This is a genomic window from Pseudomonas sp. GW823-FHT05G12, assembly GCF_058795575.1.
Map to the genome: position 1 here is coordinate 1,410,788 of NZ_CM179501.1, position 19,111 is coordinate 1,429,898.

Here is a 19,111-nt window from a genome sequence, read left to right on the forward strand (position 1 = left end):
TTCATGGGCATTTTGGCACCACCCTTGCTATTGATCCTCGCAGAGGCCTGCCCAGGCAGCTCGAACACAACGACAAATCCCTCCAAGTGCAGGAGGGTTAGCGATTCAGGTGCCCCCATCACCCTGGGAAGGGTGAACCGGCACACTTGAGGAAAATTAGCCATGACGACACGTCAGCCGCTGTACAAATCCCTGTATGTCCAGGTGTTGGTCGCCATCACCATCGGTATCCTGCTCGGCCACTACTACCCGGAAACGGGCGTTGCCCTCAAACCCCTGGGTGACGGCTTCGTCAAACTGATCAAGATGGTCATCGCCCCGATCATCTTCTGTACCGTGGTCAGCGGCATTGCCGGCATGCAGAGCATGAAGTCGGTCGGCAAAACCGGCGGCTACGCGTTGCTGTACTTTGAAATCGTCTCCACCATCGCCCTGATCATCGGCCTCGTCGTCGTCAACGTGGTCAAGCCAGGCGCTGGCATGCACATCGACGTCAGCACCCTGAACGCCAGCAGCGTGGCTGCCTACGCCGCCGCCGGCGCGCAGCAGACGACCGTCGGCTTCCTGCTTAACGTCATTCCCAATACGGTCGTCGGCGCCTTCGCCAACGGCGACATCCTGCAAGTGCTGATGTTCTCGGTACTGTTCGGCTTCGCCCTGCACCGCCTGGGCAGCTACGGCAAGCCGGTACTGGACATGATCGACCGCTTCGCCCACGTCATGTTCAACATCATCAACATGATCATGAAGCTGGCCCCGATCGGCGCTTTCGGCGCCATGGCCTTCACCATTGGCCAGTACGGTGTCGGCTCGCTGGTGCAGTTGGGCTACCTGATGGCCTGCTTCTACATCACCTGCCTGCTGTTCGTGCTGGTGGTGCTGGGCGGTATCTGCCGTGCCCACGGCTTCAGCGTGATCAAGCTGATCCGCTACATTCGTGAAGAACTGCTGATCGTGCTGGGTACTTCGTCCTCGGAGTCGGCCCTGCCACGCATGCTGGCCAAGATGGAGCGCCTGGGTGCCAAGAAATCGGTAGTGGGCCTGGTTATCCCGACTGGCTACTCGTTCAACCTGGACGGTACCTCGATCTACCTGACCATGGCTGCGGTGTTCATCGCTCAGGCCACTGACACCACCATGGACATCACTCACCAGATCACCCTGCTGCTGGTGCTGCTGGTGGCTTCCAAGGGGGCTGCCGGCGTTACCGGGTCGGGCTTCATCGTGCTGGCCGCGACCCTGTCGGCTGTTGGCCACCTGCCGGTTGCCGGCCTGGCGCTGATCCTCGGCATCGACCGCTTCATGTCCGAAGCCCGCGCCCTGACCAACCTGGTGGGCAACGCCGTTGCCACCGTGGTAGTGGCCAAGTGGGTCAAGGAAATGGACAACGACAAGCTGGCTTCGGAACTGGACTCCGGTGGTGCTCCGCTGATCGATACCCGCCCGACGGACGACCTGGGCGTGGCTGAAGGCCCGGCTCGTTGATAGCTGGTTGAAATGAGAAAGGCGACCAAAGGTCGCCTTTTTCGTGTTAGCGCGGTCCCTTGTGTGGGCCTTGCTCAATTTCGAAAAGCTGGCGCGATTGGACTGTGGGAGCGGGCTTGCCCGCGAACACGGGCGAAGCCCGTGGCCCTCAGCCCAGTACCACTTCCAACACCCGGATGACGTCCGGCTGCGGGTAATGCCACCTTACTTGCACATCCCAGAACTTCACCCCGTACACCCGCTCGGACGGTGGTATCTGGTAGGCCGGCCGTGGGTCCTGCGCCAGGCATTGCTCGATCAGTTGCACCAGCGGCTCATTCAAACGCAGCGCATGCTCGCGGGCCTGGAGCAAGGCGTTGTCCGCCCACTGCACGGCAATTGCCACAGGCGCTGCGTTGGCCATCTGGTTGCTGGCGCCAGCGACGCTGTCGGCATAGGGCACATACGGCTTGATGTCCAGCACCGGCGTGCCGTCGAGCAGGTCGATCCCGGACAGCAGCAGGCGCCCGGGCTCCACGCCCTCCAGGCGTACCACCGACTGGCCGATGCCGTTGGGCCGGTGGGTGGCGCGGGTGGCGAACACCCCCATGCTCTTGTTGCCGCCCAGACGCGGAGGCCGCACTTTCAGACGCGGCTTTTCTTCCAGGGCCTGGTGGAACAGGAACAGCAGCCAGACATGGCTGACCTGTTCCAGGCCCTCGACCGCGTCACCTTGATCGAACGGCGGCAACAGTTCGAGTACGCCACGGGCGGCAGGCGCCAGCTGCGGCTGGCGCGGAATGGCGAACTTTTCCTTGAAACAGGAGTGGACGATGCCGACCGGGACAACCGTATGCTGCATGGCCACTCAGCCGCGCACGCGCAGGGTCAGGCCCTTGAGGAAGTTGCGCATCAACTGGTCGCCACACGGGCGGTAGTTGTCGTGGCCAGCCTTGCGGAACAGCGCGCTGAGCTCCGGTTTGCTGACCGGGAAGTTGACCGACTTGAGAATCGCGTGCAGGTCGTCCTCCTTGAGCTCAAAGGCCACACGCAGCTTCTTGAGGATCAGGTTGTTGGTTACCGGCAGCTCGATCGGCTGCTGCGGGCGGCTCTCGTCTTTGCCACGGCGGTAGATCACCAGGCCGTCAAGGAAGTGCGCCATCACCCGTTCCGGGCAGCGCACGAAGCCTTCCTCTTCTTCTTTTTTCAGGTAGGTGGCCAGCACCAGAGGATGCACTTCGAGGCCAGAGAGCCCGATGATTTCGGCCATCTTGGCGTCGTTCACCTTGAGCATGTAGCGCAGGCTGCGCAGGACGTCGTTGTGGTTCATTGCAGCAGAATCCTGTTCAGGTGCCGCGCATTCCAGCGCGGCGTATTGCTTAGAAACGTTCGGAGGTAGCCAGGTAACGCCATTGGCCCAAGGGCAGCTTGCCCATCGACACACCACCCAGGCGAATGCGTCGCATGCCTAAAAGCTCCAGGCGCAGGTAGGCGCATAGCTCGGAAATCTGCCCTGGTTGTGGGTTTTTCAACACCATGCGCAGGTGTGTCTCGTTCTGCCAGCTGGCCTTGGCCTTGGGCAACTCGCGGTCATTGCGCATGGCCCCACGCGCCAGGCGTTCCAGCGCCTGGGGGGTGGTTTCGCCGCGCACTTCAATGATGAACTCCTGCTCCAGGCGACGCAGGTCGGCCTCGATCTTGCGGGATACCCGCCAGTCCTGGGTAAACACCTGCAGGCCGCTGGCGCCACGCTCCAGCGGTGCCACGCAGGCCTGCCGGGCAAAATGCCCGTGCAGGGCGCGCACGCCTTCGCGGTGGGCTTCGCTGAGGCTGCCCATGTTCATGCTGGCGCGGGCATCTTCACTGTCCATGCCGGCTGGCTGGTTCAGCAGCAGGGTCACTGGCTCCAGGGTTTCGGCACGGGCACCTGGCAGCAGCTCGACGCGCTGCTGCTCGACCTTGAACTGCGGCTGCTCGACCACCACGCCATCGACCGTTACCCAGCCTCCTTCAATGTACTGCTCGGCCTCGCGGCGGGAGCAGCCGAGCTGCTCGATGAGGCGTTTGGACAGGCGGACGGGTTCGGACATGGGGCAATTCGCAAGGCAGGGAAAGGCCTCCATTGTACCTGCCTGCAAGCGGTAGATGATGGGAATCTGTGTCAGATGCGCCATTTTGGACACATAGCGCGGCACATTCAGGCGCCGCCTCAAGGCACTGTGCGCATCAGCCTCATGTGCAGCAGAGGATAGGGCTGGCCCAGGCCGTCGGTTTCCGAACGGCCGATGACCTCGAAACCTTCATGCAGGTAGAAGCCCAGCGCTTTCGGGTTCTGCTCGTTGACGTCAAGGTACTCGGCATTCAGCTCACTGATGGCATAGCGCAGCAGGCGCTTGCCTACCCCTTGGCCGCGGTAGCCAGGTGCGACGAACAGCATGTCCACCCGCCCGTTGGCGACACCGGCGAAGCCACAGATGCGCTGGCGGTCCTTGCAGCAGATCAGCATCACTGCGTCGAGGTAGCGGCGCAGCACATGTTCGCGCAGTAGCAGGATATAGCCCTCTGGCAGAAAGTCGTGGGTGGCGCGTACTGAATCCTCCCACACCTGTACCAGCTCGCTGTAGTCGCACAAGCGCGGGGTTTGCAGCGTCAGTAGCGCAGCCATGCCGGTGTTCCTCTGGGGCGATAGGGAAAACATAGCAGGCCAACCACCGGTCGGCTGGTTCGCTTGGCGCTTGAGACCTGGGGAGTGACGGTCTATTAATTAAGCGTGGGAAAAAATCCCACGTAAGTATAAGTTCAATCTGAAGCAAGATTACTGACTGATTTAGCGTTCTCGTGGCGAAGACCTGGAGACGGACTATGCAAATCCACCTGCTTTTCAAGAAGGCTTTACTCGCGGCTGCTGTAGCTGGCGTGTTGTCGATGTCCATTGCCTTGATCCCTGACTCGATTTCTCATGGCTTCAGTGCCTACGCTAAAGATGGCGGTGGCGGTGGCGGTGGCGGTGGCGGCGGTGGCCACGGTGGCGGTGGAAGTGGCGGCGGCGGTGGCCACGGTGGCGGTGGAAGTGGCGGCGGCGGTGGCCACGGTGGCGGTGGAAGTGGCGGCGGCGGTGGCCACGGTGGCGGTGGAAGCGGCGGTGGCGGTGGCCACGGTGGTGGTGGAAGTGGTGGCGGCGGTGGCCATGGTAGCGGAAGCGGAAGTGGTGGCCACGGCAGCGGCGGTGACGGTGGTGGCCATGCCGGCAACAGCGGCAGTGGCCACGACGGTAATTCGAACGCTGGGCGCAGCAGTAACCATGCTGAAGCGGGTGACGATCATGGCAATCACGCGGGTGGGGAACCCGGGGATGATCATGGTAATCATGTCGGCGGTGAGCCTGGCGATGATCACGGCAATCATGTTGGTGGTGAACCTGGTGACGATCACGGCAACCATGTGGGTGGCGAACCGGGTGATGACCACGGTGTTCATGCCGGCGGCGAGGCCGGGGATGACAACAGCAGAAGCTGATTGGCGCTGACCCGAGGTGGCCCATACAAAACCCAGCGGACGGGTTTTGTATGAGCAGGTTCTGGCCTGTCTTGCCTTTATCACGTCATTTCCAATGAGTGCTGACAGCTTTTTCCTCGTCCATGCCGGGATATGATTGCGGTTTGCGTGGGATTAATTCCCGCGTCTTATACTGGGTGCCTCTGTCAAGGAATGCCCTCGATGCAATCGCCTGTCTTACCCCCGTCGATGCTGAGTGCGCTGCGGCGTGTGATGCGCCCGCTGGTGCGCCTGATGCTGCGCAAAGGGGTTACCTACACGATGTTCACCGACCTGCTCAAGGAGGTGTTCGTCGATGTGGCCCATCGCGAGTTTCGCCTGAACGACACCGCGCCAACCGATAGCCGCATCAGCCTGCTTACCGGCGTACATCGTAAAGATGTCCGGCGGCTGCGTAATGAGGGTGACACTGCAATTGCGGCCCTGCCGGATAACATCACGCTAGGTGCACAGTTGGTCAATGTATGGACCAACACCCCACCATTCTGCTCGGCACCCGGCCAGGCGAGGGCGCTTGCGCGGCTAGCCAGTGTGGGTGGCGATTGCTCATTCGACGCCCTGGTCGCCAAGGTCAGCACCGATATTCGCGGCCGGGTGGTGCTGGACGAATGGTTGCGCCTGGGCGTCGTGCGGCTCGATGAGCAGGATTGCGTGCACCTGGAAGCCCATGCATTCGTGCCACAGAAGGGTTTTGATGAAAAGGCTGCGTACTTCGGCCACAACCTGCATGACCATGCCTGTGCGGCGGTGCACAACGTCAGCGGCGAAGGCCCGCCATTTTTTGAGCGTAGCGTGCACTACGATGCCTTGAGCCCGGCCAGCGTCGAGCATTTGCGAGATGTGGTGGCCAAAGATGGCATGCAGACACTACTTGCCTTCAGCCGGCTTGCAGCAGCGTTGGAGAGTGCTGATGAGCCCGGTATCGAACAACGTCAGCGCATCACTGTCGGGCTTTATTTCTACACTGAAGCTACCGATTCCGATCCGTCGAAGACACCCGGCCCATGACACTTCTTGTGCGCTACCTCAGTGCTGTCATGTTTGCCCTGGTTTTCGGGGGGAACCTGATGGCCCCGGCCGAGGTGGCCGCAGCGCCGGTGTGTGTCAGCCGTGACGAGATGGGTATGGCCGGTGCCGCAGGCCTGCAGTTTCCCGGCGGTATGGGCGGCACCGGTGTGCGCAATGAAAATGGCGGCGTCGGTGGCACCGGTGCCCCAGTCCAGCAACGCCCGGGTGGTACAGGCGGCACGGGCGCGGTGGCGGAGGGTGTGGACGGCACCTACTTTGATCAGCGCCACGGGGGGGGAGGTGGTACCGGTACGCCGATCCTGCGCCCGGGTGGTACTGGGGGTACAGGCATCGTCGGTACCATCACCGGCTTCGCCTCGATCTGCGTCAATGGCATGGAAGTGCACTATGGCAAGGACGTACCGGTGAGTCAGAACGGTGCGCCTGCCAGCAGTGGTCACCTGGCGATCGGGCAGGTGGTGGCGGTGGAGGCATTCGCCACCCAGCGCGGCCTGCAAGCGGGGCGCATTTCGATCCTCAACGTCTTCGAAGGGCCGTTGACGGCGCTGCCCAATGCCTCGGCCCCGCTGCGGGTCATGGGGCAACCCGTGCGGCTGGCCGCTGGCGCGCGGGTGGCTGAAGGGCTGCGCCCGGGTGAGCCCGTGAGGGTCAGCGGCCTGCGCGATGCCCGGGGAGAAGTCGTGGCGACCCGTATCGAACGGGCACCGGGGTTGAGGGAGGCCAGCGCCATCGGCGCGGTTGATCGCACTGGCAGCCTTCAGGGGTTGAAGTTGGGTACCCGTGTGGCGCCTGCTCGTGAGGTGCTGGTGCGCGGCCAGTGGACCGGGCGCCAGCTTGAAGTGGCGCAAACCCGTCCAGACCCGAGCCTGCCTTTTGCTGGTCGTGTCCAGCAGGCGGTGGTTGAAGGGCTGGTACAGCGCACACAAGCTCGGCAGTTGGTGGTTGCAGGTCTCAATGTGACATTGGGGCAGGGCACCGTAATTGTCGGCCGGCAGCCAGCGGCGTTGGCGCTTGATCAACGTGTGCGGGTGAGCGGGGTGCTCAATGGAACTCACGAGCTGCGGGCAACCCGCGTGGAATTCCAGGACGACCGTGTCGACAATACTGACAGAAGCCAGTCGGGGCACGGTGGTGAGCATGACGGAAGCAGCTCCGGCGGCTCCAGCAGCGGTCATGGCGCAAGCGATGGGGCCAACGGTCGCGATGAAAACAGTGATGATCACAGTGGGCGCAGTGCCGTTGACGGCTCGAGTGACCATGGCAGCGGTGACAAGTCGGGAAAGTCGGTACACCTCGACGCATTGGAGCAATCGACGCGCAGTAACAGTGGAAGCTCCGATCGGGTTGAGAAGGTCGAAGTCGAAAACACCGGAAAGGTCGAAAAAGTAGACAAGATCGAGAAGGTCGAGAAGGTCGAGAAAGTCGAGAAAGTCGAGAAAGTCGAGAAAGTCGAGAAGCCCGAGAAGGTCGAGAAGGTCGAGAAGGTCGAGAAGGTCGAGAAGGTCGAGAAGCCCGAGAAAGTCGAGAAAGTAGAAAAAGTAGAAAAGCCTGAACGGGTCGAAAAGGTCGAAAAGCTGGAGTTACCAGAGAAAGTTGAAAAGGTGGAGAGGCCGGAAAAGGCAGAGACGGTGGAAAAAGTCGAGCATCCAGAGCGATCCGGGCGTTAGCCAACTAGGCTGGGTAAGTCTGGCCATGCCTCCCGAAAGAGTACTGAGTTGCAAATGAGACCCACGCTCCCTCTTTTCGCCTGTTTGCTCTCGTGCACCTGCGTGTCGGCGCTGGCCGATACCTTCAGTGCCGCCATTGGCATGGATTATTCAAGTGGCGACTATGGTACCGGCACCACTTCGGAAATCTGGTATGTGCCGGTAGTCGGCAAGTATGAGAGCGGCCCCATGACCTACAAGGTTACCGTGCCTTGGTTGCGTATCACCAACCCCGAAGTCGGCCCCAATGGTGACCCCTTGCCCGGTGGTTGCCGAGACGTGGAAAGCGGGTTGGGTGACACGGTTGCCAGCGTCGCCTATGCACTGCTCGATGGTAGTGACGGCGGCCTGATGCTGGACCTGATCGGCAAGGTCAAATTCCCTACCGCTGATGAAGACCAGTGCCTGGGCACCGGCCAGTACGACTACACCACCCAGGTCGACATAGCCAAGGGCTTTGGCCCGGTCACCGGTTTCGCGACACTGGGTTGGAAGAAGTTCGGTGACCCGCCCGATAGCGACTTCGATGACCCGGTATTTGCCAGTCTCGGCTTTGCCCTGCCGGTGGCGGTCGGTACTTCGGCCGGCGCCTCCTACGATTGGCGGCAGAAAGTGGTCTCGACCGGGGCGCAGATCAAGGAGCTTACCCTGTTCCTCACCCACAAGCTCAGCCAGCAGTGGAAAGTCCAACTCTATGCAGTCAAAGGCTTCTCGGATGCCAGCCCGGATGCCGAGGGCGGCCTGATGCTGTTCCACACGTTCTGACAAAAAAGCCCCTGCGCCGGTCATTCCCTATGGAGAACGCCGGGGCAGGGGCTTTGCAGGCTTCAGCCGGTTTAGACGGGTTCAGCCCACATGTCGTACTCGTCGGCATCCACCACACGGCAACGCACTTTGTCGCCTGGCTTGAAACCATGGTCGCCATCGATGAACACGCTGCCGTCGATTTCCGGTGCATCGAAGAAGCTGCGGCCAACCGAACCTTGTTCTTCGACTTCGTCGATCAGCACGTCGATTTCCTTGCCGATGCGCAATTGCAGGCGGGCAGCACTGATGGCCTGCTGGTGGGCCATGAAGCGGTCCCAGCGCTCTTGCTTGACGTCGTCCGGTACTTCTTCCAGGCCCAGGTCGTTGGCCGGGGCGCCTTCTACCGGCGAGTACTGGAAGCAGCCCACGCGGTCGAGCTGGGCTTCGGTCAGCCAGTCCAGCAGGTACTGGAAGTCTTCCTCGGTCTCGCCCGGGAAGCCGACGATGAAGGTGGAGCGGATCACCAGCTCAGGGCACTGCTCGCGCCAGTTCTTGATGCGTGCCAGGGTGCGGTCTTCGAAGGCCGGGCGCTTCATCGACTTGAGCACTTTCGGGCTGGCGTGCTGGAACGGGATGTCCAGGTACGGCAGGATCTTGCCGGCAGCCATCAGCGGGATCACGTCGTCAACGTTCGGGTAAGGGTACACATAGTGCAGGCGTACCCAGGCGCCCAGGCTGCTCAGTGCTTCGCACAGCTCGAGCATGCGGGTCTTGACCGGGCGGCCGTTCCAGAAGTCGGTCTTGTACTTGACGTCGACGCCGTAGGCGCTGGTGTCCTGGGAAATCACCAGGATTTCCTTGACCCCGGCCTTGACCAGGCGCTCGGCCTCGCTCAGCACTTCACCCACCGGGCGGCTGACCAGCTTGCCGCGCATCGACGGGATGATGCAGAAGCTGCAGCTGTGGTTGCAGCCTTCGGAGATCTTCAGGTAGGCATAGTGGCGCGGGGTCAGCTTGACGCCCTGTGGCGGCACCAGGTCGATCAGCGGGTTGTGGTCCTGACGCGGCGGCACCACTTCGTGAACGGCGTTGACTACCTGCTCGTACTGCTGCGGGCCAGTGACCGACAGCACGCTTGGGTGCACGTCACGGATGCTGCCTTCTTCGACGCCCATGCAGCCGGTGACGATCACCTTGCCGTTTTCCTTGATGGCTTCGCCGATCACTTCCAGCGATTCGGCCTTGGCGCTGTCGATGAAGCCGCAGGTGTTGACCACCACCACGTCGGCGTCCTCGTAGGTGGGTACGACTTCATAGCCTTCCATGCGCAGCTGGGTCAGGATGCGCTCGGAGTCGACCAGGGCTTTTGGGCAACCCAGGCTTACGAAACCTACCTTGGGGGTGGCGGGCGTGGTGGACATGACTAACCTCGGTATTGAATGCAGGTCGCCCGGCCGGAATCGGGGGCGAACTTGACGGGCGCTTTTGGCGCCTCTGATCAAAAAGTGCGCAATTCTAGCGAGCGCAAGGGCGCTTGACCAGCAGAAATACGACTAACGCTGCGCTGTGCTTCGCGCCGTTGTGCCGGGGTACCTTCAAGGGCCTGGTGGCTTTCGTGTACTTAGCTCAAGGCCGCAAGTACATGTTCGGGATCGTTATGAATCGCTCGAAGCAAGGCACGAGCTGGTCCTTCAGGTTCGCGACGGCCCTGTTCCCAATTTCGTAGAGTTCCTACTGCGACATCGATACGTTTGGCAAACGCAGCCTGGGAAAGGCCAGTGGCTTGACGAATCTTTTTGACTTGAAGTGCGTCTACGTGGAACTCACGCGAGGGCTGACGCTCACCGCGATCGATCTCATCCATCTGAGTCATGCTTTCCACAAGACGATCGAAGAGATGCTTTTCCATTATTTCCACCCTTTGTTTAGTGCGCGAAGCTGCGCTTTCTGACTGCTTGTCAAGGTATCTACGATGCCCTTGCGATAGATCAGAATCATACGGATCTGGTGGGCTGCAGTGACGTGGTAGTAGATCACTCGTACACCCCCACTCTTGCCCTTGCCCTTGGCTGCCCAGCGGATCTTTCTGAGGCCGCCGGTTTCCTCCAGGAGAGAACCGGCTTCGGGATGCTCGGCCAGATAGGCCTGCAAAGCCCGGTATTCTTCATCATCCAGGTGCTCCTTGAGATCGGAGGTGAATACTGGGGTCTCGATGAAGATCATGCAGTCCCTGCTATGCGTCAATGGCGTAGCTGGATGATAGGGCGCTCATCTACGTTGTACAAGGTGACGCTTGTGTCAGCGTGTGATTCTTCTTGATCAGGGGATGAGCGGTATAGGGTGAGATCAACGTTCAAGTATGGATTGAGAGTCATCAGGGCAATCCAGGCCTTCCAAACCGAAACCTGCCTTGGGGGTGGCGGGTGTGGTGGGCATGACTAACCTCGGTATTGAATGCAGGTCGCCCGGCCGGAATCGGGGGCGAACTTGACGGGCGCTTTTGGCGCCTCTGATCAAAAAGTGCGCAATTCTAGCGAGCGCAAGGGCGCTTGACCAGCAGAAATACGACGAACGCTGCGCTATGCTTCGCGCCGTTGTGCCGGGGTACCTTCCAGGGCCTGGTGGCAGAGTGATTACCAAGGGCCGTGAAGGCCGTTTGCGGGAGTGGTCGATGGTTCAGGCAAGCAGTCACGCTGAGGGCGGGCACGAGGGGAAGCAGGGTGCGTCACGGTCGGTGGGCCTGCTGGTGGCGGCGGTCGGGGTGGTTTATGGCGATATCGGCACCAGCCCGTTGTATACCCTCAAGGAAGTCTTTACCGGCGGCTACGGTGTGTCGGTCAACCATGATGGCGTGCTGGGGATCCTCTCGCTGATCCTGTGGTCGCTGCTGTGGGTGGTGTCGTTCAAGTACGTGATGTTCATCTTGCGCGCCGATAACCAGGGGGAGGGCGGCACCATGGCGCTGACCGCACTGGCGCGGCGGGCCACGGCGGCGTACCCGCGGCTGCGCACACTGATGGTGATCTGTGGCTTGATCGGCGCTTCGCTGTTCTATGGCGACAGTATGATCACCCCGGCGGTGTCGGTGCTGTCGGCGGTGGAGGGCGTGGGCCTGGCCTTCGACGGTATCGACCACTGGGTGGTGCCAATTTCGCTGGTGGTGCTGGTGGCACTGTTCCTGGTACAGCGGCACGGCACCGAGAAGATCGGCAAGCTGTTTGGTCCTATCATGGTTACCTGGTTCCTGGCGCTGGGCGCGCTGGGTGTGCATGGCATCTCGCAGAGCCCGGAAGTACTCAAGGCGTTCAACCCGGCCTGGGCAGTCAATTTCTTCGTGGTGCACCCCGGTATCGGCGTGGCCATTCTCGGCGCGGTCGTGCTGGCGCTGACGGGGGCCGAGGCGCTGTACGCCGACATGGGGCACTTTGGCCGCAAGCCGATTGCCCGGGCCTGGTTCATCCTGGTGCTCCCGGCGCTGGTGCTCAATTACTTTGGCCAGGGTGCATTGCTGCTGCAAAACCCGGAGGCCGCGCGCAATCCCTTCTATCTGCTGGCGCCGGGCTGGGCGCTGCTGCCGTTGGTCGGGCTGGCCACCATGGCCACGGTTATCGCCTCGCAGGCGGTGATTTCCGGGGCCTTCTCCCTGACCCGCCAGGCCATCCAGCTGGGCTATATTCCGCGCATGCAGATTCAGCACACCTCAAGCGATGAGCAGGGGCAGATCTACATTGGTGCGGTGAACTGGACGCTGATGGTGGGCGTGGTGTTGCTGGTTATCGGTTTCGAGTCGTCAGGCGCACTGGCGGCTGCCTACGGGGTTGCGGTGACCGGTACCATGCTGATCACCACCGTCCTGGTGTCAGCGGTGATGCTGCTGCTGTGGAAGTGGCCGCCGCTGCTCGCAGTGCCGATTCTGGTCGGCTTCCTGCTGGTCGACGGGCTGTTCTTCGCCGCCAACGTGCCGAAAATCGCTCAGGGCGGTGCGTTCCCGGTGTTGGCCGGTGGTGTGCTGTACTTGCTGATGAGCACCTGGAAGCGCGGCAAGCAGATTCTGGTCGAGCGCATCGATGAAGGGGCGCTGCCATTGCCATTGTTCATCAGCAGCATCCGCATTCAGCCACCGCACCGGGTCGAGGGTACGGCGGTGTTTCTGACTGCACGCTCCGATGCCGTGCCGCATGCGCTGTTGCACAACATGTTGCACAACCAGGTGCTGCACAGCCAAGTGGTGCTGCTGACTGTGGTCAGCGAGGACCGGCCCCGTGTGCCGGAACATGAGCGTTTCGAGGTGGAAGCCTATGGCGACGGATTCTTCCGGGTGTTGCTGCACTTTGGGTTCATGGATGAGCCGGACGTGCCTGCCGCGTTGAAGCTGTGTCATCTGGATGGCCTGGACTTCACGCCCATGCGCACCACTTACTTCCTCAGCCGCGAGACGGTGATCGCGTCACGGCTGGAGGGGATGTCGCGCTGGCGGGGCAACCTGTTCGCGTTCTTGCTGAAGAATGCCAACGGCAACTTGCGCTTCTTCAACCTGCCGTTGAACCGGGTGATCGAGCTGGGGACCCAGGTCGAGATCTGAATGGGTTTATACAGCAGGCTCAGGGCCGCAGAGCGGCCCTGAGCCTTGTCAGTTCTGCTCAGCTACGCTGGACTTGCCTTGGCGCGTCTCGATCTCGCCAATCAACCGCTTGGCGAGTGCCGGGTAGTTCTCGTCGAAGTGGTGCCCGCCAGGCAGTTTCAGGCGCTCACCTACTGCCGTCTTTTCCGTGCAACCGCTCTCGTCGGTTTCCTCGACGCCATATACGCACACGACCTTGGACGCCGGCAGCTTGGCCATTTCCGGCCCGGTTGGCGCTTCCTGGCCTTCCTTGCCCAGCCAGCCCTCGACCTCGATCTCGAAGCTGCCACTGCGCGCAAAGGCTAGCAGCATCACCGCATCGATACGCTGCTGGTCCTCGACGGGCAGGCGGTTGTAGATCGCCGGCAGCACGTCGGCGCCGAACGAATACCCGGTCAACACGAAGCGCTTGGTACCCCACTTCTGCCGGTAGTGATGCATCAGCTCGGAAAGGTCGGCGGCGCTTTGTTCCGGGGTCTTGTGCTGCCAGTAGTAGCGCAGCGTGTCGATGCCCACCACCGGGTAACCCAGCTTGGCCATTTCCCCGGCCACGTCGCGGTCCAGATCGCGCCAGCCGCCATCACCAGAGAGGAACAAGGTAACCGTGTCTGTGGTTTGCCCGGCCGGCACTTCGACCACCGGGATGGCCAGTGCGTTACCGTCGCGGCCGACCAGGGCTTGGGTCAGTTGCGCCTTGAGCACTTGTGGCAAGTGGATGTCGTAGTCGCTGATGCTGGTTTCGGCGTTGGCCTGGTCGCGCACGAAGGCGGCGCTGGCGTCATCCGGGTTGTCGTTCCAGGCGACGTTCCAGTGGCCATGGGCAGCCGATTTGGGCAGCGGTGCCTGGCAGTCAGGCTGTTCGAGGGTGAAGCCCACGGAAATGGCCCGGGCCTTGTCATCGTTCTGGCTGGCCAGCCAGCGCCAGGCTTGGGCGGCACCGGGACCGATACCGGCGACCAAGGTCGGTTTTTCCTGCAGTTGGTTCAGCGCCTGGTCCATGGCCTGTTGCTGCTTGCTGCAGTCGCCAGGCGGCAGAATCACCTGCACCAGCTGGGCTTCACCGGCCTGGCTCAGGTCGAGCAGTTGCTTGCCCGTCAGTGCCTGGTCTTGTGGCACGCCGATGGCCACCCGGGCCTTGGGGTGCACGCCAGGGGTAACACGGGTGATGCTGGTGTCATTGATGCTCAACTGTTCCAGGCGCGCCTCGGGCGCCGGGCGCGTCCACAGCCAGAAGGCCAGCGCACCACCCAGGGCGGCCAGCAGCAGGGGAACCAGCAGGTACAACCAAAAGCGTCGGGTCATCAGCGTTTCACCAATCCAGTCAGGCCGCCTGCAATCAGGGCGGCGGTGTCGGCCAGTGCCACCAGCGGGTCGAGCCCGGCTGGCACGGCCATGTAGCGGGGTTCCCAGTCCGGCTGGAACTTGTCCTTGAAGCGTCGAAGCCCCTGGAAGTTGTAAAGCTGCTCACCACGGCGGAACACCAGCGAACCCAAGCGCTGGGTCAAGGGTGCGCCGCGCCTTGGTTGCAGGCCGGACAGCGGTACCATGCCCAGGCTGAAACGCCCGTAGTCATGGCTTTTGTAATGCAGGATCAAGCCGATCATCATGAATTCCATGGTCAGCTTTGGCGCTTCGGGGTGCGCACGCATCAGGTCGAGGCTGGCCAGTTCGTTTCCATGGGTTTCCAGCAGGTTGGCGAAGGCTACCGGGCGGCCCTGGAAGCGAATCAGGGCTATGCGGAAGTGCTGCAGGTAGTCTGGGCTGAAGCGCCCCAGCGAGAAGCCTTTCTCGCGCACGTTCTTGCCGCCGAGCCAGGCGTCGGAAATTTCCTTCAGCTCAGCCAGCGGGGCGTGGCCGGGCTCATGGATCTCCAGGCTCAGGCCATCGCGTCCGCCGCGGTTCCAGGTGTAGCGCAGGTCTTTCATCTCCTTGCCTTTGGCTTCAAGGTCGAAGCGGCGCAAGTCGACCCGGGCTTCTTCACCGAGCTTCAATGCGGTCAGGCCGATGTCCATGTAGAACGGCAGGTTCTCTGCGCGCACCTGATAGAACACGGGGCGTGCGTGGTGCAGGTCGCACAGGTCGCGGAACTGCCAGATCATCTCGGCGCGTTCCTGGGCCGGGCCTATCGGGTCGTACAACGCCACCAGGCTGCGGCCGCGCCGGGCATACATGAGGAACGCGTTATCACGCGGGTGGAACAGCAACGCCTTGTCGCCAGTCAGCGCCAGGCCACCGTCGGGCTGGTCGGAGGCCTGCAGGATACGGTTGGCGCGTTGCAACTCTTCTTCGTCAGGCAGGTGGATCACGGGCGGCGCTGTACGCAGCAGCCACGTCAGTGCCACGGCAGCCAGCAGCAAGGCACTGCCCATGGCGGCGCGCAGGCCCCGTGGTGCATCGGCATCGAGGGTGAACTGCCACCACAGCTGATGGCTGTAAGGCACATCCTGATAGGCGAACAGCAGAAGCCACACTGATGCGCCTACCGTACAGGCGCTGGCCACCAGGAACACCGGCGAGAAGGGCAGCTCCAGCAGTCGGCTGGGGCGATAGAACGAGCGGCGGAACAGCGCGAGCAGGGCGGCGGTAAAGGTCAGCAGGCAAGCCTCTTCCCAGTCAAAGCCCTTCAACAGCGACAGCAGGGCGCCGACCAGCAACAGCACGGTGGTCAGTAGCCAGGCGGCGGACAGGCGCCGGCGCAGGCCTTGGGCCAGCAGCAGGCAGAGCACACCGATCAGGCTGGCGCCGAAATGAGAGGCATCGATCAGCCGGTGTGGCACCAGGAAGCCCATATGCTCCAGGCGCGTATCTATCTCGGGCGTGGCACCGGAAAACAGCAGCACCACGCCGGACAGGAACACCAGGATCGACAGGATCGGTGCGGCCAGACCCGAAGCGGCCTTGATGGCCTGTTGCGCAAACAGCAGGCGTCGGGCTTCATTGGCCAGCAGCAACACGCAGGCCAGCAGCAGTGGCAGTACCACATAGATCAGCCGGTACAGCAGCAAGGCTGCCGCCAGCGGTGCGGCACCGAGCTGGTCGGCAAAGGCCGCCAGCAGGATCGCTTCAAACACCCCGACGCCGCCCGGTACGTGGCTGAGCACGCCCGCAGCCAAGGCCAGCAGGTACACCAGCACGAACGCGCCGAAAGGAGGGGCTTCGGGCAGCAACAGGTAGAGCACGGTGGCAGCCGCCGCCACATCCAGCGCGGTAATCAGCAATTGCAGGGCCGCCAGGCGTGCATCCGGCAGGCGAAGTGTGCGCCGCCCCAGTTGAACGAGCAGGTTATTGGCCGCCGGTTGCTCGGCCAGGCGTCGGCGGTACAAGCCAATTACCAGTAAGGCAGACACCACCAGCACGGCGCTGGCAACAGCTGCCAGCAGGCCGGGCGCCAACCCGAGCGCTGTCGAGGCCGCGGGCAGGTTGCTCAATGTCGCCAAGGCGGCCAGGGGCGGCAGCGCGCAGCCCAGTGACAGGCTGGCAAACACGGTCATGCGTGCGACTTCGCCAGCACCAAGCCCTTGCCGTGCATACAGGCGATAGCGAACCGAGCCGCCAGAGAGCATCGACAGGCCGATGGCGTTGCCGATGGCAAAGGCGCTGAAGCCGCCCAGTGCCAAGCTGCGTGCTGGCAGTTTCACGCCTGCATAGCGGCTGGCCGACCACTCGTAGCCCAGCAGGATCACAAAGCCGATCACCGTTGCCAGCAAGGCGCCCAGCAATGACTGGGTCGGCACGCTGAGCATGGCATCGTGCAAGGCATAGATGTCCAGCTCGCTCAGCAGGTGGCGGCAGGCAATTAAGGCCATCGTGAACAGTAGCAGGGTCACCATCAGGCCTATGGGCTGGCGGTAGCGACTCAGGCGTTCGAGTAGGGGCAGGCGCTGCACAGCACCGGGTAGCGCCGTAGCGAGTGGCACCGGAGGTTCGGGATTGTGCGAAGTCATGAGTTGCCCCGGGCATGCAGCGCGAGGTGAAGGAAAGGTGCGGCCAAGTGAAAGTCCCTTAGGAAAACGTATCCAATGTTACTCCGGCCTCAGGCGTTTGCAGCGGCTTGGCAGGGTTAAAGATAGTTCATCCTGGGCACGACATCTCAAGCCTGCGGGTTGGCATGAGGGGAGGGAAAATCGAGGCGACGAAAGTCAGGGAGGTATAAAGCAACAAACCCCGCGCTGCTTTTACACAGGCGGGGTTTGTTCTGACGAATATGGTTGCGGGAGCCGGATTTGAACCGACGACCTTCGGGTTATGAGCCCGACGAGCTACCAGGCTGCTCCATCCCGCGTCAGTGGGGCGGATTCTACAGTGTGTGGTTTCTATGTCAAGCGCTAGGCTTTGATTTGTCGAAGTTTTTTCGAAAATGCTTATCTGCAGACAAAGAAAAAGGCCACTGTGTTAACAGTGGCCTTTTCTTGAATCTGGTTGCGGGAGCCGGATTTGAACCGACGACCTTCGGGTTATGAGCCCGACGAGCTACCAGGCTGCTCCATCCCGCGTCAGTGGGGCGGATTCTACAGCGTGTAGTTAATATGTCAAGCGCTAGGCTTTGATTTTTCGAGGTTTTTTCGAAAAGGCTTTTTTACGGGCAAAGAAAAAGGCCACTGCGTTAACAATGGCCTTTTCTCGAATCTGGTTGCGGGAGCCGGATTTGAACCGACGACCTTCGGGTTATGAGCCCGACGAGCTACCAGGCTGCTCCATCCCGCGCCTGTGAGATCGAATTCTACGGATTTACGCACTGATGTCAAGCAATTGTTTTGGAAAAACCTTTTTTGTTCAAACCCTTAGCGCTTCATAACAGTGTACAGCTCAGTCACGGCGGGGCTTTCAGGCCGATTATCGTGTAGCAAAGCAGGTGAGCTGTTTCAGAGGAGGGCGCATGCGATACTATCTGTATGAATTTACAGTGCTGACGGTCGTCCATGTCCTTGCGCAAGATCATCCACGTCGACTGCGATTGTTTCTACGCTGCGATCGAGATGCGTGACGACCCGCGCCTGGCCGGTCGCCCCATGGCGGTGGGGGGCTCGCCCGACCATCGCGGGGTAATCGCCACCTGCAACTATGAAGCGCGTGCCTATGGTGTGCGCTCGGCCATGTCATCGCGGCATGCGCTGAAGCTTTGCCCCGACCTGTTGATCGTCAAGCCGCGCTTCGAGGCCTACCGTGAGGCCTCGCGGGAAATCCACACGATCTTTCGCGACTACACAGAGCTCATCGAGCCTTTGTCCCTGGACGAAGCCTATCTGGATGTCAGCGACAGCCAGTGGTATTCGGGCAGCGCCACGCGCATTGCCGAGGATATTCGCCGGCGTGTTGCCCGTACCCTGCATATCACCGTGTCGGCAGGGGTGGCGCCTAACAAGTTTCTGGCCAAGATCGCCAGTGACTGGCGCAAACCCAATGGGCTGTTCGTGATTACCCCAAATGAAGTGGAAGCGTTCGTTGCAGCCTTGCCGGTGGCCAGGTTGCATGGGGTGGGTAAGGTGACGGCCGACAAACTGACGCGGCTGGGCATCGAAACCTGCCTGCATTTGCGTGAGTGGTCACGGCTGGCATTGGTGCGCGAGTTCGGTAGTTTTGGCGAGCGGTTGTGGGGGCTGGCACGGGGGATCGATGAGCGTGCGGTGCATAACGACAGCCGACGCCAGTCGGTGAGTGTGGAAAACACCTACGACACCGACCTGCCAGACCTGGCCAGTTGCCTGGCGCGGCTGCCAGAGCTGCTGGCTAGCCTGAACGAACGCATCGCCCGAATGGACAGCAGTTACCGGCCAGACAAGCCGTTCGTCAAGGTCAAGTTCCATGACTTCAGCCAGACCACCATGGAGCAGGCCGGGGCCGGCCGGGACCTGGAGAGTTATCGGCAATTGCTAGGGCAGGCGTTCGCCCGTGGCGGCAAGCCGGTTCGCTTGCTAGGGGTAGGGGTGAGGTTGCGAGACTTGCGGGGCGCGCATGAACAGTTGGAGCTGTTCCCGCCTAAATGAAAGGG

16 protein-coding genes and 3 tRNA genes are annotated in these 19,111 nt (G+C 61.8%); 7 read left to right on the forward strand and 12 right to left on the reverse strand.

Features of this window, described 5'->3' with window-relative positions:
* Nucleotides 1-162: 162 nt before the first annotated feature.
* Nucleotides 163-1,485, forward strand: a complete 1,323-nt coding sequence (locus tag AC3RCM_RS06420; protein ID WP_010952341.1) for a dicarboxylate/amino acid:cation symporter — start codon at nt 163-165, stop codon at nt 1,483-1,485.
* A gap of 148 nt (nt 1,486-1,633) precedes the next feature.
* Here the strand turns inward: AC3RCM_RS06420 and tsaA are convergent, their stop codons facing one another.
* From tsaA to AC3RCM_RS06440, 4 genes are all read right to left on the reverse strand, one after another.
* On the reverse strand, nt 1,634-2,326 hold the full coding sequence (tsaA, locus tag AC3RCM_RS06425; RefSeq protein WP_064491547.1) for a tRNA (N6-threonylcarbamoyladenosine(37)-N6)-methyltransferase TrmO: 693 nt from the start codon (nt 2,324-2,326) through the stop codon (nt 1,634-1,636).
* 6 nt (nt 2,327-2,332) lie between these two features.
* Nucleotides 2,333-2,794, reverse strand: a complete 462-nt coding sequence (locus AC3RCM_RS06430) for a YehS family protein (RefSeq protein WP_010952343.1) — start codon at nt 2,792-2,794, stop codon at nt 2,333-2,335.
* A 49-nt stretch (nt 2,795-2,843) separates the two neighbouring features.
* Complete coding sequence (locus tag AC3RCM_RS06435; RefSeq protein ID WP_010952344.1) at nt 2,844-3,554, reverse strand: rRNA pseudouridine synthase; 711 nt, start codon at nt 3,552-3,554, stop codon at nt 2,844-2,846.
* Between the two features lie 119 nt (nt 3,555-3,673).
* Entirely contained in the window at nt 3,674-4,129 is a 456-nt protein-coding gene (locus AC3RCM_RS06440; RefSeq protein WP_014755577.1) for a GNAT family N-acetyltransferase, read from the reverse strand.
* Between the two features lie 294 nt (nt 4,130-4,423).
* On the opposite strand from AC3RCM_RS06440, the gene AC3RCM_RS06445 reads away from it, so the two are divergent.
* The 4 genes from AC3RCM_RS06445 (at nt 4,424) to AC3RCM_RS06460 (ending at nt 8,519) form a co-directional block, all read left to right on the forward strand.
* Nucleotides 4,424-4,990 (forward strand): hypothetical protein, encoded by a 567-nt coding sequence (locus AC3RCM_RS06445; RefSeq protein ID WP_492629438.1) that lies wholly within the window; start codon nt 4,424-4,426, stop codon nt 4,988-4,990.
* Between the two features lie 191 nt (nt 4,991-5,181).
* Nucleotides 5,182-6,027: a DUF6502 family protein gene (locus AC3RCM_RS06450; RefSeq protein WP_104886575.1), complete on the forward strand. Its 846-nt coding sequence runs from the start codon at nt 5,182-5,184 to the stop codon at nt 6,025-6,027.
* Nucleotides 6,024-7,715: a DUF5666 domain-containing protein gene (locus tag AC3RCM_RS06455; protein ID WP_492629439.1), complete on the forward strand. Its 1,692-nt coding sequence runs from the start codon at nt 6,024-6,026 to the stop codon at nt 7,713-7,715. The genes AC3RCM_RS06450 and AC3RCM_RS06455 overlap by 4 nt, the downstream gene beginning before the upstream one ends.
* 54 nt (nt 7,716-7,769) lie before the next feature.
* Entirely contained in the window at nt 7,770-8,519 is a 750-nt protein-coding gene (locus tag AC3RCM_RS06460) for a hypothetical protein (RefSeq protein ID WP_336088579.1), read from the forward strand.
* 71 nt (nt 8,520-8,590) lie between these two features.
* On the opposite strand, the gene rimO is transcribed toward AC3RCM_RS06460, so the two are convergent.
* From rimO to AC3RCM_RS06475, 3 genes are all read right to left on the reverse strand, one after another.
* Nucleotides 8,591-9,922, reverse strand: a complete 1,332-nt coding sequence (rimO, locus tag AC3RCM_RS06465; RefSeq protein ID WP_129933765.1) for a 30S ribosomal protein S12 methylthiotransferase RimO — start codon at nt 9,920-9,922, stop codon at nt 8,591-8,593.
* Nucleotides 9,923-10,122: 200 nt separating this feature from the next.
* On the reverse strand, nt 10,123-10,410 hold the full coding sequence (locus tag AC3RCM_RS06470; protein ID WP_049587986.1) for a helix-turn-helix domain-containing protein: 288 nt from the start codon (nt 10,408-10,410) through the stop codon (nt 10,123-10,125).
* Nucleotides 10,410-10,724, reverse strand: coding sequence for a hypothetical protein (locus tag AC3RCM_RS06475; RefSeq protein ID WP_049587984.1), 315 nt, complete (start codon nt 10,722-10,724; stop codon nt 10,410-10,412). Before AC3RCM_RS06475 ends, AC3RCM_RS06470 begins: the two co-directional genes overlap by 1 nt.
* 448 nt (nt 10,725-11,172) lie before the next feature.
* On the opposite strand from AC3RCM_RS06475, the gene AC3RCM_RS06480 reads away from it, so the two are divergent.
* Nucleotides 11,173-13,083, forward strand: coding sequence for a potassium transporter Kup (locus AC3RCM_RS06480; protein WP_064492881.1), 1,911 nt, complete (start codon nt 11,173-11,175; stop codon nt 13,081-13,083).
* A gap of 48 nt (nt 13,084-13,131) precedes the next feature.
* Here the strand turns inward: AC3RCM_RS06480 and AC3RCM_RS06485 are convergent, their stop codons facing one another.
* The 5 genes from AC3RCM_RS06485 to AC3RCM_RS06505 form a co-directional block, all read right to left on the reverse strand.
* Nucleotides 13,132-14,424: a virulence factor family protein gene (locus AC3RCM_RS06485; protein ID WP_064492882.1), complete on the reverse strand. Its 1,293-nt coding sequence runs from the start codon at nt 14,422-14,424 to the stop codon at nt 13,132-13,134.
* The gene (gene mprF / locus AC3RCM_RS06490; RefSeq protein WP_020189841.1) at nt 14,424-17,066 is read right to left on the reverse strand and encodes a bifunctional lysylphosphatidylglycerol flippase/synthetase MprF; all 2,643 of its coding nucleotides are present in this window, start codon (nt 17,064-17,066) and stop codon (nt 14,424-14,426) included. The genes AC3RCM_RS06485 and mprF overlap by 1 nt, the downstream gene beginning before the upstream one ends.
* A 261-nt stretch (nt 17,067-17,327) precedes the next feature.
* Nucleotides 17,328-17,404: transfer RNA gene (locus AC3RCM_RS06495), tRNA-Met, on the reverse strand.
* Nucleotides 17,405-17,538: 134 nt separating this feature from the next.
* Nucleotides 17,539-17,615, reverse strand: a tRNA-Met gene (locus AC3RCM_RS06500).
* A gap of 134 nt (nt 17,616-17,749) precedes the next feature.
* A tRNA-Met gene (locus AC3RCM_RS06505) sits at nt 17,750-17,826 on the reverse strand.
* A gap of 221 nt (nt 17,827-18,047) precedes the next feature.
* Here AC3RCM_RS06505 and dinB point away from each other — a divergent pair.
* Nucleotides 18,048-19,106, forward strand: coding sequence for a DNA polymerase IV (gene dinB, locus AC3RCM_RS06510; protein WP_165366994.1), 1,059 nt, complete (start codon nt 18,048-18,050; stop codon nt 19,104-19,106).
* Nucleotides 19,107-19,111: the final 5 nt, after the last annotated feature.

What these genes read in the sequence shown, in the direction of transcription:
- AC3RCM_RS06420 (WP_010952341.1), top strand. Translation starts at nt 163, where the DNA reads ATGACGACACGTCAGCCGCTGTACAAATCCCTGTATGTCCAGGTGTTG.
- tsaA (WP_064491547.1), bottom strand. Translation starts at nt 2,326, where the DNA reads ATGCAGCATACGGTTGTCCCGGTCGGCATCGTCCACTCCTGTTTCAAG.
- AC3RCM_RS06430 (WP_010952343.1), bottom strand. Translation starts at nt 2,794, where the DNA reads ATGAACCACAACGACGTCCTGCGCAGCCTGCGCTACATGCTCAAGGTG.
- AC3RCM_RS06435 (WP_010952344.1), bottom strand. Translation starts at nt 3,554, where the DNA reads ATGTCCGAACCCGTCCGCCTGTCCAAACGCCTCATCGAGCAGCTCGGC.
- AC3RCM_RS06440 (WP_014755577.1), bottom strand. Translation starts at nt 4,129, where the DNA reads ATGGCTGCGCTACTGACGCTGCAAACCCCGCGCTTGTGCGACTACAGC.
- AC3RCM_RS06445 (WP_492629438.1), top strand. Translation starts at nt 4,424, where the DNA reads ATGGCTTCAGTGCCTACGCTAAAGATGGCGGTGGCGGTGGCGGTGGCG.
- AC3RCM_RS06450 (WP_104886575.1), top strand. Translation starts at nt 5,182, where the DNA reads ATGCAATCGCCTGTCTTACCCCCGTCGATGCTGAGTGCGCTGCGGCGT.
- AC3RCM_RS06455 (WP_492629439.1), top strand. Translation starts at nt 6,024, where the DNA reads ATGACACTTCTTGTGCGCTACCTCAGTGCTGTCATGTTTGCCCTGGTT.
- AC3RCM_RS06460 (WP_336088579.1), top strand. Translation starts at nt 7,770, where the DNA reads ATGAGACCCACGCTCCCTCTTTTCGCCTGTTTGCTCTCGTGCACCTGC.
- rimO (WP_129933765.1), bottom strand. Translation starts at nt 9,922, where the DNA reads ATGTCCACCACGCCCGCCACCCCCAAGGTAGGTTTCGTAAGCCTGGGT.
- AC3RCM_RS06470 (WP_049587986.1), bottom strand. Translation starts at nt 10,410, where the DNA reads ATGGAAAAGCATCTCTTCGATCGTCTTGTGGAAAGCATGACTCAGATG.
- AC3RCM_RS06475 (WP_049587984.1), bottom strand. Translation starts at nt 10,724, where the DNA reads ATGATCTTCATCGAGACCCCAGTATTCACCTCCGATCTCAAGGAGCAC.
- AC3RCM_RS06480 (WP_064492881.1), top strand. Translation starts at nt 11,173, where the DNA reads ATGGTTCAGGCAAGCAGTCACGCTGAGGGCGGGCACGAGGGGAAGCAG.
- AC3RCM_RS06485 (WP_064492882.1), bottom strand. Translation starts at nt 14,424, where the DNA reads ATGACCCGACGCTTTTGGTTGTACCTGCTGGTTCCCCTGCTGCTGGCC.
- mprF (WP_020189841.1), bottom strand. Translation starts at nt 17,066, where the DNA reads ATGACTTCGCACAATCCCGAACCTCCGGTGCCACTCGCTACGGCGCTA.